This is a genomic window from Mesorhizobium sp. 113-1-2 (assembly GCF_016756475.1).
Taxonomy (GTDB): domain Bacteria; phylum Pseudomonadota; class Alphaproteobacteria; order Rhizobiales; family Rhizobiaceae; genus Mesorhizobium; species Mesorhizobium loti_C.
In genome coordinates this window covers 1,886,584-1,900,015 of sequence record NZ_AP023242.1, presented here as the reverse complement: position 1 = coordinate 1,900,015, position 13,432 = coordinate 1,886,584, and the positions used below count along the sequence as shown (strand labels likewise).

The 13,432-nt window shown below is 59.2% G+C and carries 15 protein-coding genes and 5 pseudogenes; 6 read left to right on the top strand and 14 right to left on the bottom strand.

Going from position 1 to position 13,432, the window contains the following annotated elements:
* Positions 1 to 58: 58 nt before the first annotated feature.
* Positions 59 to 925: pseudogene (locus JN279_RS09195) on the top strand (class I SAM-dependent methyltransferase).
* Positions 926 to 1,764: 839 nt separating this feature from the next.
* Here JN279_RS09195 and JN279_RS09190 read toward each other — a convergent pair.
* Positions 1,765 to 2,382 carry a DUF2062 domain-containing protein gene (locus JN279_RS09190; protein WP_202352577.1) on the bottom strand — a complete coding sequence of 206 codons (618 nt, stop codon included), beginning with the start codon at positions 2,380 to 2,382 and terminating at the stop codon, positions 1,765 to 1,767.
* A 302-nt stretch (positions 2,383 to 2,684) separates the two neighbouring features.
* The gene (locus tag JN279_RS09185) at positions 2,685 to 2,939 is read right to left on the bottom strand and encodes an MAPEG family protein (protein WP_244734702.1); all 255 of its coding nucleotides are present in this window, start codon (positions 2,937 to 2,939) and stop codon (positions 2,685 to 2,687) included.
* A gap of 311 nt (positions 2,940 to 3,250) precedes the next feature.
* Here JN279_RS09185 and JN279_RS09180 point away from each other — a divergent pair, with 311 nt between their 5' ends.
* Positions 3,251 to 3,496: a hypothetical protein gene (locus JN279_RS09180; RefSeq protein WP_202352576.1), complete on the top strand. Its 246-nt coding sequence runs from the start codon at positions 3,251 to 3,253 to the stop codon at positions 3,494 to 3,496.
* A gap of 81 nt (positions 3,497 to 3,577) precedes the next feature.
* Here the strand turns inward: JN279_RS09180 and JN279_RS09175 are convergent, their stop codons facing one another.
* The 6 genes and pseudogenes from JN279_RS09175 to JN279_RS09150 form a co-directional block, all read right to left on the bottom strand.
* Positions 3,578 to 3,859 (bottom strand): hypothetical protein, encoded by a 282-nt coding sequence (locus JN279_RS09175; protein WP_010915319.1) that lies wholly within the window; start codon positions 3,857 to 3,859, stop codon positions 3,578 to 3,580.
* A gap of 204 nt (positions 3,860 to 4,063) precedes the next feature.
* Positions 4,064 to 4,286: pseudogene (locus JN279_RS09170) on the bottom strand (DUF768 domain-containing protein).
* Between the two features lie 322 nt (positions 4,287 to 4,608).
* A complete protein-coding gene (locus JN279_RS09165) occupies positions 4,609 to 4,854 on the bottom strand; it encodes a hypothetical protein (RefSeq protein WP_096449585.1) in 246 nt (81 codons plus the stop codon).
* Positions 4,855 to 6,155: 1,301 nt separating this feature from the next.
* Entirely contained in the window at positions 6,156 to 6,611 is a 456-nt protein-coding gene (locus JN279_RS38810) for a lytic transglycosylase domain-containing protein (RefSeq protein WP_342216343.1), read from the bottom strand.
* Between the two features lie 119 nt (positions 6,612 to 6,730).
* Positions 6,731 to 6,781, bottom strand: a pseudogene (locus tag JN279_RS38910) (hypothetical protein); the annotation flags it as partial.
* 466 nt (positions 6,782 to 7,247) lie between these two features.
* Positions 7,248 to 7,444: pseudogene (locus JN279_RS09150) on the bottom strand (DUF736 domain-containing protein); the annotation flags it as partial.
* 1,000 nt (positions 7,445 to 8,444) lie between these two features.
* Between JN279_RS09150 and JN279_RS09145 the strand changes: the two are divergent.
* Positions 8,445 to 8,735 (top strand): hypothetical protein, encoded by a 291-nt coding sequence (locus JN279_RS09145; RefSeq protein WP_096457795.1) that lies wholly within the window; start codon positions 8,445 to 8,447, stop codon positions 8,733 to 8,735.
* A gap of 191 nt (positions 8,736 to 8,926) precedes the next feature.
* A complete protein-coding gene (locus JN279_RS09140; RefSeq protein ID WP_202352575.1) occupies positions 8,927 to 9,268 on the top strand; it encodes a hypothetical protein in 342 nt (113 codons plus the stop codon).
* Between the two features lie 17 nt (positions 9,269 to 9,285).
* Here JN279_RS09140 and JN279_RS09135 read toward each other — a convergent pair whose 3' ends face one another.
* The 3 genes from JN279_RS09135 to JN279_RS38670 form a co-directional block, all read right to left on the bottom strand.
* Complete coding sequence (locus tag JN279_RS09135; protein WP_202352574.1) at positions 9,286 to 9,450, bottom strand: hypothetical protein; 165 nt, start codon at positions 9,448 to 9,450, stop codon at positions 9,286 to 9,288.
* Between the two features lie 289 nt (positions 9,451 to 9,739).
* Positions 9,740 to 10,144 carry an ATP-dependent DNA ligase gene (locus tag JN279_RS38675; RefSeq protein ID WP_274608712.1) on the bottom strand — a complete coding sequence of 135 codons (405 nt, stop codon included), beginning with the start codon at positions 10,142 to 10,144 and terminating at the stop codon, positions 9,740 to 9,742.
* Positions 10,075 to 10,473, bottom strand: a complete 399-nt coding sequence (locus tag JN279_RS38670) for an ATP-dependent DNA ligase (protein WP_274608672.1) — start codon at positions 10,471 to 10,473, stop codon at positions 10,075 to 10,077. The genes JN279_RS38675 and JN279_RS38670 overlap by 70 nt, the downstream gene beginning before the upstream one ends.
* A gap of 41 nt (positions 10,474 to 10,514) precedes the next feature.
* Here JN279_RS38670 and JN279_RS09125 point away from each other — a divergent pair.
* Positions 10,515 to 10,837: pseudogene (locus JN279_RS09125) on the top strand (DUF1236 domain-containing protein); the annotation flags it as partial.
* Positions 10,838 to 10,987: 150 nt separating this feature from the next.
* On the opposite strand, the gene JN279_RS09120 reads toward JN279_RS09125, so the two are convergent.
* A complete protein-coding gene (locus JN279_RS09120; protein ID WP_202352573.1) occupies positions 10,988 to 11,239 on the bottom strand; it encodes a hypothetical protein in 252 nt (83 codons plus the stop codon).
* 339 nt (positions 11,240 to 11,578) lie between these two features.
* Entirely contained in the window at positions 11,579 to 11,950 is a 372-nt protein-coding gene (locus JN279_RS09115) for an alpha-hydroxy-acid oxidizing protein (protein WP_244734458.1), read from the bottom strand.
* A 72-nt stretch (positions 11,951 to 12,022) separates the two neighbouring features.
* Here JN279_RS09115 and JN279_RS09110 point away from each other — a divergent pair, with 72 nt between their 5' ends.
* The gene (locus JN279_RS09110) at positions 12,023 to 12,352 is read left to right on the top strand and encodes a hypothetical protein (RefSeq protein ID WP_202352571.1); all 330 of its coding nucleotides are present in this window, start codon (positions 12,023 to 12,025) and stop codon (positions 12,350 to 12,352) included.
* Between the two features lie 420 nt (positions 12,353 to 12,772).
* On the opposite strand, the gene JN279_RS09105 is transcribed toward JN279_RS09110, so the two are convergent.
* Positions 12,773 to 13,021, bottom strand: coding sequence for a hypothetical protein (locus tag JN279_RS09105; protein ID WP_202352570.1), 249 nt, complete (start codon positions 13,019 to 13,021; stop codon positions 12,773 to 12,775).
* Positions 13,022 to 13,432 lie beyond the last annotated feature (411 nt).

Genomic DNA, 13,432 nt, shown 5'->3' with positions numbered 1-13,432 from the left:
ACAACCGACGCGCCGGCCAAACAAGGCTGTGTTCGCGTTGCATTGAGGGAGGGGACAAGTGACTTCGACTTTTACCGTCCATGATGCCAGCGGCTATGAGAAGCTCATGGGCCGATGGAGCCAGAAGCTTGCGCCGCTGTTCATAGATTTCGCGGGCATCTCGGCTGGCGAGTAGATCCTCGACGTCGGCTGCGGCACTGGCAGTCTGACATTTGCCCTGCTGAAGGCGGCTGACCTCAAGGAGATCACCGCCATCGACTATTCGCCGGTTTTCGTCGCTGAAACGATCAGGCGCAGCACTGATCCAAGAATAAAGGTTGAGCAGGGCGACGCCTGCGCGCTGGCCTTTGACGATGGAGCCTTCGATCGCTCGCTGGCGCTTCTGGTGCTGCATTTCGTCACCGACGCCGGCAAGGCTGTGGCCGAAATGCGCCGCGTCGTTCGGCCTGGCGGCGTCGTCGCCGCTTCTGTCTGGGATCATCTGGGAGGCATGCCGGGCATGCGCATGATGGTCCATACGGTTGCGGCGCTCAGCGAAGCCGGCCGCCAGTTTCGTGAGCGCTATTGCTACCAACCCATGATGAGGCCGGGAGAGATGAAGGCGACCTTCATTGAGCAAGGGCTTCTGGAGGTTAGCGCGACGCAGCTGATGATCCGGATGGATTACAGCAATTTTGACGACTATTGGTCGCCGATGGCCGCAGGCGAGGGCCCGTTCGGCAAGTTCTTGTCGTCCCTCGATGCGCCGGATCGCGCGAGAGCCGAGGCGGCGGTGCGCGAAGCATATCAGGCCGGCCAGCCGGACGGCCCGCGTTCCTTTGCCAATGTCGCCTGGGCTTGCAGGGGGGCGCGCCCTGAGAGCACCAAGAAGCCTGTCGCATCCGGCTGGGAGGGGGTGACAGTCCCTGGCCGAGGAAGGCGCTAGGAAGACTGGCGCGAGTTTTCCTCGTCCCGCGAGGCGCGTACTTCCGAGCCCTTTGGCGTTTCTGGCTCGGGCCGCTGCGGGTGCGCACCTGCCTCCAGCCCATGCGAATAAATCTGCGTCAGCAGGGAAGCGGCCGCACTTGCGCGATAGGACGTGCATCCGACCAGTTCACGTCCGCCGAGGCTGGCAGGTCTGTCGGCGACGCGGTCCCATACGGTCCACTGCAGGTTGGCCTCTTTCTGGCAAAAGAAGCGAGAATTGGGATTATCCGTTTTACTGATAAGGGGGTCCGGGATTTCTTCACCACTAAGTCACCCAAGAAAAATGGTGCTGAGCTTGGGATGAAATAGTGTATGCGAAATCATCTCCTTGACCGGGATCAAAATATTCTGGCGTCTAATTTAGAACCAACACACTCAAGGCGACACAAAGGAGGCGCCAACACGCCTCACGTTGCGAAATCAGGCCGCCTGTTGCCACCGGGTTACAGCGCCGATCGAGGGTCTGAGATACGAGTGACCGCAGCGCTTGAGTTTTCTGGATTGTTGGCGGGGGCCATCCCGGGAAGCCGCGTAGTACGAGGAAAAAAGCCCGTCGGCTTCGGTCGGCGGGTTTTTCTTTGCTGCTTTGTCCGAATGGGGGGGAAACGGCCAGTCCGCTATCGGGGCGAGCACGGCGGATAGCTGCCATTCGGCAGACGGGGCGTTCATCAATAAAAGTGCGGCGAGGAACCCATGACGGAGGCTCCAGATATCCGGGCCGCCAATTGTAGGGAAGCGCTTAAAGCGCGGCGATATTTCCGACGAGCGGACGCATTTCTACGGCTGCCCTTCCGTAATTCACCCTCCAGAGCGGCGATGTCGAGTGGGCAGAGGGGGCGATAACACGATGTCTTCCTGCTGCTGGAGCAAGCCGCCCTTTTCGGCCAGTCGCTTGCGCCTTTGTTCGCGGAAAACTGTCATGCCATAGCGGGTGATGCCATAGAACAACAGGCCAAAAATCAGCCCGAGTGGCACCGCACCGCACAGCATGGGCTTTAAGACCGGTGCCCACAGTTGCGAAATTGAAAGGGTCTGCAACATCTCACTCAGATGGGCTGGCCGTTCGTGACTTTGAATGTGGCCGTGCAACATGATCTTGCCGGTCTCCCAAGTCGCTCCCACAACAAACGGGAGGGTCAGCGGATTGCCAAAGACAAATGTTCCTAGCCCTGCCGCCACCATGTTTCCTGAAATCAGCCAGCACACGATGGCGGCAATGGCGAAATGGGACCCTAGTGGAAAGAAAGACGCGAAAATCCCAGCCGCCACCCCCGCCGCGACGGCGTTTGGAGTGGCATTCAGTCGGAGGATACGCTTTGAAACATACTGAAACGATCGCGAGAAGGAGCGGCGCGGCCACATATAAATGCGCAATCGCTCGAAGAGACCATCAGGATTTCGGCGTCTAAAGAGCACTCTCTTGCCCACTTCAAACGCGGTCGGTTGAACGGAGGGACCTCGTTTCTGAAAAAACGCAGCCTGTGCTGCTTTGTTCCGAATTTGCTGATCAACCGGTTGTCCGAAAGCGCAAGTGCGGATAGTCGGGCAACAGTCGGAAAAACCCAGGCTGAGAACGCGGCATAGTTTTGTGCCGAGTTGAATGGGTAGAGCGTCTGGTTATCGGCATTACGCCAATCCGTCCCTGCGTCGGGCGCCCCCTTTTTCGGCTCCCGCGCAATGCGCCACGGGCCGCCGGGCTTCTGAAGTGGCAGCACTTTTCACCTCAACAGCGCCCACGACCAATACGCACCAATTACCATTTGCACTGCGAACGCAGTGAACCTGAGACTGACTGCGACCTGGGTCGTGGAGACGAGGTGAATTATCGACTGAACTATTCGCGCGCCTAACAGTGTGGAGGCCAGCGGATCCGTGACATCTGTCTTTGAAATAATGATCGCGACTCCGAGCAGACCTCCGAAAATTGGAAGCCCTTCTATGCAGTTGGCGTGGGCGCGGGGTAACCTCTGCATAAAGGGGGAAAGCGGCCAGTTGCAGTTCAACCGAGTTGGGCGCGACGTCAATTCGACCGTCGTCAACAAGCAACCGAATGATCAGCCTGCCCTGGTCGGACCGATAAATCCGCTATGAGCGACGAACCAATTAAGCTTGCCGAAGGCATGATGGCGGCGCCGCGGCAAGGCGGGCGGATCGAAAATCACGCCTGCGAGTTTGAGGGATGCGGGAAGCGCGCGCCGTTCGGATTTGCGAAGCCTAGACAGCCGTCGCACTGGTTTTGTTTCGAGCATCGCGAACACGGCGACAGGTATTTGGCGGGGGCGAGATGATTAGTCGGCCAAGAGGAACGGGCGAATATCCAGACCGCGTCATCGACTGCCAGGAGGCGATGGAGCCGGGCTTCCAAGCCATCGTCGATTGCATGTTGGAGGTCGGCTGGACGCGCGGCGAGGTGCTGCGGTCACTGAAGCGGCTCATTGCCGCCGACAACATGACCCAGAAAGAGAATGCGAGAACGGAGGCTCAACTTGCCATTGCTAGGGCCATGATACGCGTTGGCAAGCCTTTCTAGCTGAGGGATTGCAGGCCCGGCACGAGCCGCAGTTACACGAAGGCGGACCTTAAGGGCCCGCCTTCGACGTCCGGCCTAGGTTCAGCCGCCCATCTTCTTTGCCATGGCGCAGAAATCTGCGTGCGACTTGTTGAGCGTGGTATCGCCGCAATCTTTCAACACCGCTTTCTGTTCATCAGGTTTCATAGCCGTCCATGCGGCCTTGAAATCCTTTTCCGTCTTCAAAGTTTTCATGCCGGCATCGGTGAAGAACGGCGACATCTTTGCCGGATCGTCGAGTGCAGATGTGTTGCCAGCGGCAAGAGCCGAACCGGTCATCATCGCAAGCGCCATCGCGCCCATTGTGAGCATCTTGAAGTTCATCTGAGTATCCTCCTGTCAGGCCATTCAACAAAACGTGACCTATAAAAGAAACGTCCATTTGCCCGGACCGGTTCCCGGCAGCGCCCTTACGAATTGGCGTTTATTAATCGCGCCAACGCTGGCCGGTTGGTCGCCGCAGACAGCCGCCTTCAGGTGTCCGTCGCATCTAATGGTTGGCAGACCAATCATCTCTGAGAGCTCGGCCTATTCGGGCAGGCCGGGGTCGTAATGCACAATCGCGTCCAGGATCGTTCGATAGAGGCTGTGGACCTCTTCGTCGATCTCGCTCCGCTTGACACCAATCGGCTTCGCGTCTGCGATCAGCTTGTGCGTGAGTTCGTCTACCGAGATGACGTCCGCCTTCGTCGTCTCAGGGACGTTGTTGGCCAGCCACTGCTCCAAAAAAATTGATTCCGCGCGTGCTCATGTCGCGATAAGCTCGCCCGCAAGGTTAAGTTCCGCCTTACTCAACCTCGATAATCTTTCGGGCTGGCTTCTTCCAAGCTGCTCGACGACACTTGGCCGGAGCCGGGTTGGCGACGGGTGGTTCCGCCAGAAGGCGCTGTGCTCGCAGCCGCTCCGTCTTGGCAATTCTGGCTGCTCGCTCATCCTCGATCGCCAGCTTCGCCTCGCGATCTGCACGCTCGATTCGTTCCCTATCGATCCGTCGCTGGGTCAAGAAAGCCTCCATGGGCTAGCTGACCGATGAATTCCTACCCGTCGAAAATGTTCCGCCTTTCTGGAATGGATTATCGCCCGCTTGGCCCGGTCGGTTCGATCACCGCGGACTCGTCGAGTTCGGCTTCTAGTTGATCACCGACGGGCCTGTTTTTGGCTCCGCCCGGTGCAGCGACTCCATCAAAACCCTGCAGCCAGGCATCGGCCAACTCCTGCCAGTAATCCGGCACGGCGCGTTCCTTGCCGTCCTTGCGCGCCTGTGCGCCATACATCCAGGCGTAGTTCACACGCTCCTGGTCCTTCTTAGCCACGGCCATCGTCAGCCTTCTCTTTCAATAGATCTGAACGCCAAGGCGCTCGTTCTTTCGCCACCGCACCACGGCCCGATATCTAGTGTCGTCGGCATGGATATGCAGGACGAACCTGTCAGGAATATCAACGCCGGGATCGACCCCGTAACTCCGCACCATGTGTGTGCTGGTTCTTGACGGAGCAATTGATGGTTACACCCTCGGCAATGATGACCCCATCCTTCAGGACAGCCGTTCGATGATGAGCACGTCGCTCAATAGGTGGATCATCGCTACCCATATCTCTCATTCCTCCCGAAAATCCTGCAGCGAAGCGTGCCGCAAATCCTCTTCGCCGCGCAAGTGCTTCATACGGTCGATGATGTCGGGCTTCATCTATTGCGTCGCCAGCCGCTTCATCCCCTTAGGCGCCGGCCCGGCGCGTTCTTGCGCGCCTGGCCATATCTAATCTTCCCAGAAGTCCCTCAGCGTCGCGTGGCGCAGCAGCTGCGCCACGCGAGCCTAATGAGGACCCTGCCCTTGTCCGATCAATCCGCTATGAGCGACGGCGCGATCCAGCCCTAGCGACCGAGCGGCCATCGCGAAAGCGAGACGAGTTCCGCCTCGTCTTTGATGCCGGCCATGTAGTTTGCGATAACCCGCGATGCGATCATATCTAGAGTGTCGAGGGACGGGCGAATTGACCTGGTTCGCACTGATACCTGGTTATGCCAGCGACACATGCGCCTCTTCGACAAGGTTGTAGAGGTTATCAGTCGGCGGGACGAGGCCGCGCTTCGATCCGTTGCGAAATGGGCCCGTGTGCCATCTTGGGGGGATCACATGATCCCGGTGCATACATGATCCCGCTCCGCCTCAAGGTCGAGACTGACGCTGTCGATCCATATGTGGTTCGGCTGCGGTCGTACGAAGGAAATCTCGGTTAGCGCTCGCTGGGCGAAGCTGGTCGGGTTGCGCAGCCCGGCGAGCCCGGATCTGCTTGAAGGCGTTACGGCTCGAAGCCGTGGTTGCGTTTTGGCAGAGCCGGGCGGCAACGGAGACATGTTGGAATAGTCTGGCACAGCACGATTACTGCGAGGTGCGCCTCCCGTTGAAACCATTGAGAAATTGGCGCGCACCCACCTCGCTGCTTTGGGGGGCACACCGCAAATCGAGGCGAAAACCACAACACAAACAACACCCCTACCGAGCCGCACATCGCGCTTCTTTATCCTGCCATCCCTCATCACTCCCTCTCACGGCCCACCTGCCCGCCGAAATTTTCGCGACGGAACAGGTCAAAATGCGATTGACCAGGAAGGCGGCGATCATTGTGATATCGCGGAGGGACCCTGCACGAACAGGCTGCGAACAGTGTGGTTCGGATCTGGCGCACCTTCACCACGCGAGCCGTCCGCTTGCGGCACGAGCGCGGTGAGATCGGTGACCGCTCGTCCCGCCTGTGCTCGCACGCTGGCTGAGGGGATCGCCGTGAACACGGTCTCGACGGGAACATCGCTTTCGCGCTCGCCTTGCGAAATTGCGCCATCCCATGTGTTCGCCAGGTGCGCGAACATCGTGGAATCGCGTGTGCGCGCCCTGCCCGCTCCGTGGCGTGCACGTGCCGAAATCAATGCAGCATCATCCATCAGCGATGCGAGCTTCCTGACGTAGTCGATCGTCTCACGCGGCAGCGGACGGCCGGTGGCAAGGTGCTCTTCGTAGCGCGCAGGCCCGGCATTGTAGGCGGCGAGGAACCCGTCACGGCCGAAGCGATCCAACATCTCGCGCAGGTAGGCTGCACCGGCAAGAATATTGTCGCGCGGCTGATAAGGATCGTCCCCAGGCGGTACCTGGTGTGCAGTTCATTCCACGTCGGCGGCATGATCTGCATCAAGCCCATTGCGCCCTTGCCCGACACGGCGTGAACATCACCAACGCTCTCGACATGCATGACGGCGCGAAGCAGCCGCTCGGGAATGGCAAAGCGCTTGGCGGCCTCGTGGATATGCGCCGACCACGGATCAGAAGGCAAGATGACGCTGCCGGGTTGCGCCGGCTGCTCACGATGCGCGGAAGGCTCTGCACAGACCGTAGTCGCCGGGAGCGCGAGCACGACGCTTGCAGACAGCACCGCAATGCCTCGGCAGATGAACGCATATGCACCACGATCCCGACGCGCCTCCAGCTTGCCGCCGTGCTCGCTTCCGTCAAGGGCAAGGCTGCGCCGGCCGAATCTGCTTGCCGCCACCTGCTGCGTGGTGAAAGTTCTGAACGACGGGCATGCGTCCGGCCGCCCTTGACCTTCGCTGCGCGCAGCGTCTGCCTGACGGCCGATCGGGTCGAAGGGTTTGACCGGCGCCCGATCGATCCAAGGGTATGACACGAGAGGCTCGCTGATGCGCAAGCGAAGCATCCGATCAGCCTCGCTCGTCGCGCTTCGACGGGCGGCTCCAGTGCAAGGCCCAGCCACTTTTCTCGGCATCGGACTGGAACAGATTGGCGCGGATCGGTTGCGTAAAAGATAAGCACCAGCCTTCTCGCCGGTGCGATCCCATGCCGCGCCAATCTCCATGCCGTCGCAAAAGACACGATGATCTGGGGCGTTTTCGGCATTCCTTTAAGCAAGGAGGATGGCGGTCTTGGCATCTCGTGTCAGCATCGAGATGGTGCGGAAGAGCCTGTCATCGGACGATTGAAGGAGCTCGATCTAGACAGAGACAGTGTCATTCGAAGTGCGAGGGATGAGTGGTCACGACTCGCTTAAACCGAGAGAGACAAGACGGTTTTGGCGCCAATGAATTGCAGCCGGTCATCTGACTTATGCCCGCTGATCCCGCTGTTAGCCCAAGAAAATTGGAAGCCGGGCCGTTGCGTCGGAAGTGCAACAAAGGCGGTCGATCCGCGTTAAAGCCTCGTCCAAACATGGGAGCTTCGGTGATGGACCCGGCGACTGCGGCAGTGATGATTTTGCTTTCGTGCAGCCCGAATGCGCCTCTTGTCTGCAAGCCAATTAACATGCCCCCGGCAGTGTATTCGTCGCTTGGCGAGTGCCTGACTTCATTGAAAAGCAGGCTGGCTAGCGCTCCCAGGGGCGAAATTGTCGGCCGCTGCCGCAGAATCGACGCGACAGTGACCGGCTCGCTGCCGAACAGCTACTCAACAGTTGTTGTCACGCGGGGCATTGGGAGCAACGGCGTCAGCAGTACCTACATTGTGCCGCACGGAAAGTAGAAAGCCCGCTACTGTGGGGCAGCGGGCTTCGCAGGCTCCGGCGGTCTAGGATTTGTCGGCGCCTTTTGGATTTGGTACCGGTGCCTCTCGCACGTCTCGCGGTGACGGATCGATATGTTTAGGCTCCGGGGCTACTTCGTCATCGACAGGCGTCTTATTCGGGTCGGGCGCCGGCCGTGGCTCTTTGGCTTGATTTGGCATCAGTTCCTCCGTCACATGAAACCAAATTGCCGTTCTGTCTGTTCCGATGGCGCCAACTTAAAGGCTGCCGGAAGTGGTAGCGGGCCAAATCTGCCACCGTGCCAGGCCGGCCCCTCCTGGGGAATGCTGGTGTCCGCGGACCATACGAACGTTTCGCCGTCACCTTCGTCGCGTTCGGCGTCATGACGCGCCTGTCCATAGCCGAACAGCTTGAGAGCGCGGCCGACCGGATTGCTGACGTGTCGCGGCCCGATTTGCAGATTGTTCTGCGGCGGGCCGCGCTGATGCTGCGAAACGTCGCGGGCGTGCCACTAGAGCCGGCGATCGAAGACGCTCTGAACTCCATCGCCGCTGAGATGAAGATAGGCAGGTCGGATCTCATTCAGATCGTCCTGCGGGAATGGCTTGAGACAAACGCCTATCTGCCGGTCCGGATGATTGACGAGGAAAGCGAAACGGACGGGCGCGCCTAAGCCCAAGCCTTGCGCGATCACACCATATCCCCTGCCCTGACCTTTGATAATCTGCGTCGGCGGCGGACCTGTTTCCGCTTGGGCGGCGCCTTTAGCCCAATGCCACCCCGCCCAGCGGGCGCCCGGCCATTTTATTGCCCTTGCGGGGACGAAATTTGCGAGCGAGTGAGCGTCATTTAATCGGCGCGCTCATGCTGGCCGGCGGCGGAGCGGCCTGGAACATTTCGACCCGTACTGGGTTAGACGGCATCCGTTTGGTTGGTAGCAGGGTGATTTCGATACCCCCCGATGTTTCAGAGGAGAAACCCCCACGGTGGGGCATTCTTCCAATCTTCGCGGGCATCCTTTTTGTGATGGCCGTCGGATGGTCTATTTTTGAATTGTTCTTCGAAGCGCCAAAAACGCAATGGAACAGTCCGGCAGAGGAAAGCCGCGTGCCAGACGATCAAAATCCTAAGTCTAGCAAAAAACCGTCCGGCCCATCGAGCTTGGGCGACGACAGAAGCCTTGATCGAGATGCTGTCGGGAAGTAGCGCTGCAAGCTCCCATTTCAGCGCTTCTTCGACTTCGGGGTGATCTCCTCGATCCTCACCTTGTCGCCGATCTCCTTGGCTATATCGAACGCCTCCTGCTCGTCCTTGGTGGTCAGCACGGTCCGCCAGTTCGGGGTTTCGAAGACGCTGACGACGTAGGTCGTTGCAGGCTTGTCGGTCATGCCCGCGGGTTGCGCTCCTTCGTTCGCATGTTTCGCCATATTAGCAAGAGTGCATATATTAGCCATGCGGCGCTTAGAGCGGAGGCCCAAATGGGCGGCTATAAGGCCTGGCATGACGATATTCACGACCATCAGGTCGAATGTTTCGCTGCAGAGAACGGCTTGCCTGCCGACCTCGTCTGGGAGTTGATCCTAAAACACGGTAACAGCCGCAAGGCCGTGATCAAAGCTGCGCAGGATTTAAGGCAACGCGACCGATCAGCACCCCCCAGCAGCGGCTGCCTTGGCCCTATCGAGGCCATATCCCTATCGCGGGCCGGGTCTCGCGTTCGCGAATTGCGCCCCTCGAATTGATGAATGCAGAGCCGACATATCGTCCTGTCGCCCGATCGGCCATCAGGGCAAAGGCAGGCTTACCGGCCTCACGCTCGACGCCAAGCAGATCGTATTCATCAACCGTATAGCATTTCGCCTTCAGCCAGATGGTTGACGGGCCGCTGCGATATTTGCTGTCGCGGCGCTTCGATACCATGCCTTCGAGTCCGGCTTTGTCGAGAAGATGGAAGATTGCCTTGGCCTCACCCGGCAACGACTCGCTGAACTGAATCCGGCCGCCAGGTTCGATCATGCTGCGCAGAATCTCGCGGCGCTCATCCAGCGCCATGTCGCACAGATCGTGGCCATTGAGATGCAGGAGATCGAAGGCGACAAAATAGAGATCATGCTGCCGGCGGGTGATCGCCTTGCGCAACTCGCCAAAGTCGGAAAAACCCCCGGCATAAGCACGATGATCTCGCCGTCGATGATGGCGCTTTCCGCTCCGAGGCGCTTCGCCTCTTGCACCAGGTCGCGATATTTGGCCGTCCAGTCATGGCCGTTGCGGGTGTAAATGCGCGTCCCGTCTTCATCGATGATCATCTGCGAGCGATAGCCGTCGAACTTGACTTCGTGACTCCAAACGTCGCCTTCCGGAGGCTGGTTGACCAGGGTAGGCATCAATGGCGCGACGAACTTCAAACGCATGCGCGGAACTCTGACAGACCGCAGTTAAATTAGATTTCGCTAAAACCGATCAGCAGGCCCAGGGCAAGACCTCAACACAGACTGATCAGGGGTCGACTGCTTCCATCAGCAACGTGACTGTCGAACAGAAAACCCAGATCACCCAGGTCATCAAGGAGACCAGGGTCGAGCCGGTGTCGAATGTCGATTTCGACATTTCAGTTGCATCGAGGTTCCCCGGCACAAAATCCGGTTGCATCGTCTGCCCGCGCGCATCGTCAAGATCGTGCCGGCCTACGAAAGCTACGAGTATTTCGTATTGGCCGATGGTCGGATCGTCATCGTCGATCCGGACACGTTGAAGATCGTGCTTATCCTGACCTGACCTCGTATCCATCGCACCGCCCGCCACACCCACGTGGCGGGCGGTGCGATGATAGGTCCGATGAACCGACGGAGCGATGGCCACCTCGCGGCATGGAGGCGGATCAGTGCAGCTATTGGAGTTCCGACCGCATTTGCTGGGGCAAGGCCGCTAGGATTTAGCTGTCAGGACGTCAAAGTGGATTTCAGCACCCGCCTGTTCGTCGAACAACACCGAGCAGCCTCGCGCAAGCGCTACCGTGGAAAGGGCGTTTGCCACGACGTCGTCCGGTGACACGAAATCGCCGGTCAGCACCCTCAACTCTTCGACGCCCTCAGCCATCGAGACAAAATTTCCGACCACTCGATCGTGCCTGCAGGCCTCGACCACGTAAAGCAGATCGACCATTTCGAAGCTGCGCATGTTCCGCCTCCAATAAAAATCGTCCCTTGCAGGATCATGAAACGCATTGGCTGAACATAGTGTTCCGGCGGACTTGAGTTACCCTTATCGCCGCTCCGGCCGGCGCCGTTTGGCGACGAGCTTGAGGATCGTTCGACCGCGCGCGCGTCGCGGCATCGACCATGCCGTAAGCCATGGCCTCGAACCCGAAGGGTGCCTAGATCCGTTTGAAATGGGCAAGGCCTAGCCGTATCCGCTGCCCCTCAGCAAAGGCTAGAGCAAAAGATTGCAGCGCGAATGATCGGGTTAGTTCCTGGTCGTCCTCGACCACGCGGACCAACCATTCATCGTCAGCTTCCATCACTTCAACGCGCCGATCGCCAGATGCCTCTTCAGGTCTCCGGGATGCAGAATGCCCTTCAGCAACAACGGTCCGGACCAAACGGTGCGCAGCCAGTCGACGTCGGCCCAGGAGAGCCCAGGGTCGAGCAGTGCGGCCATGCGGCCCGCCAGCGCAACACCTGTGTCCTGAAAGCTTCCCTCAAAGTCGAAATGCATCGTCTTCCCGGCGATGACGGTCCGTCCCCAGGATAACCGGACGCGGGCGTGCTTGGCCTTCACGAAGATGAAGGCTTCGTCCTTGCTGTCGAATGTCGTGATCGCCTGGTTGTTCTCGGCGACTTGCCAGCCTTGCTGGTACGCGAACCGGACCGTCCGGCGTTCGCTACCCACGGAAGCGTTCCGTGTACCAGGTGATCTTACGTCGACCTTCATCGGCTTGTGGCGAAGAGAAGGAATACGTTCTTGATACCTCGGACAGACAAGGGCGCGGCGCTGAGGCTTTCAGAATTCGCCGATCCTAACGATGCAGTCATTGCCGCAATCGAGCTCTACGGGCCGGAAGCGAAAACCGCAGCGGCCTACTGTGCAATGGAAGCACTCTTCGCGGCCGATCGGCCGATTTCCGCTTTTGGTGCACGGTCTTCCGAGACCTCTCCAGACCTCATTGACGGCCTGAAGGTGAGCCAGGTGCACGTACTAAACCCTTCGAAGCATCACACGGCGAGGCGTGCGGCACAGATCGGAGTGCGCGACAAAATCTGCGGATTCCAACGACCGCCGAAATCCTCGTAACGATAAAGGCCCGCAAAGGCCGGGAGATAGCGCGGGCCGACCAAGATTTGGGTCTTTGGTCAGCGGCAAGCCCTCTGAAAAGCCGGTCGACCGATGTCCATCCAATAGAAAAAGCCCGCCGCCGTCGGCAGCGGGCCATACCGGACTGGCTAACATGTTAAATTCGCTGGTACGAATGCAAGCCAAGGCGAAGGCGCTGCCCTTCGGCAAAAGACTCGGCAAAGTCCTTCTGGGCGAAGGTTCTACTGTAACTGCTTACACCATCCTCCACGAGGCGGACGACCCACTCTCCTAGCAATTCGTACAGCTGAACGCTTACGCAGTGCTGCGTGGGCCTAGTGTCGGCCAGCACATTTCTCCCGTATGAAAGCATGTCCGCTCCTAACTGCCGGGGCCGCACAAAGTTGAGCCAAGCGGCAATCAGCCTCCGTTGGCAGCAGGTGCCGCAGCCGCAGGCTTCGCAGGAGCTTCAACCTTGGGCGCCTCAACCTTCGGCGCCTCGACCTTAGGCGATTCAACCTTTACGTTGATGTCCTGCCCCCTGCCGCCATGAATGTTGATGACGCCGGTGAAAACCAACAAGACCACGATTGCGATGATTGCGAGAACGATAGCGACCGCAGTGCCGCCGCCCCCTCCCGAGTTTACAACAGTTGGGCCGTCAGCCATGATTTTGCTCTCCATTTCGATTTATAACGGATGAGCAACGGCCCCCACGCATTTGCGTTCCGCTGCGGGACTAAGGTCCGGGAGCCACCCGACTGAAGCCCTGCCCCGCAACCGTGGCCTGGCAACAACGTTACGACCGCACCCCCTTTTGAGCCGCCCTTGGGCGGACGGCTCTTCTATCGCTGCGACTTGGTGGTGAGGTTGTGAGATTCCTAGAATCGAGGCAGGCTGTGACTTTTGACGAAAGACCGACGGTCCATGACGGTGCAAATCAAGCCGCCGCAAATGACAACAATACCCCTGCTCCAGACACCTCGTCAGCGCTGGACCTCCTCCTTTCTTCTGCGGAGGACGCGAATATTGAGGGCCTGGTCAGACGAACGGAGAGACTTGGCGTTGTCGTTGTCGTAG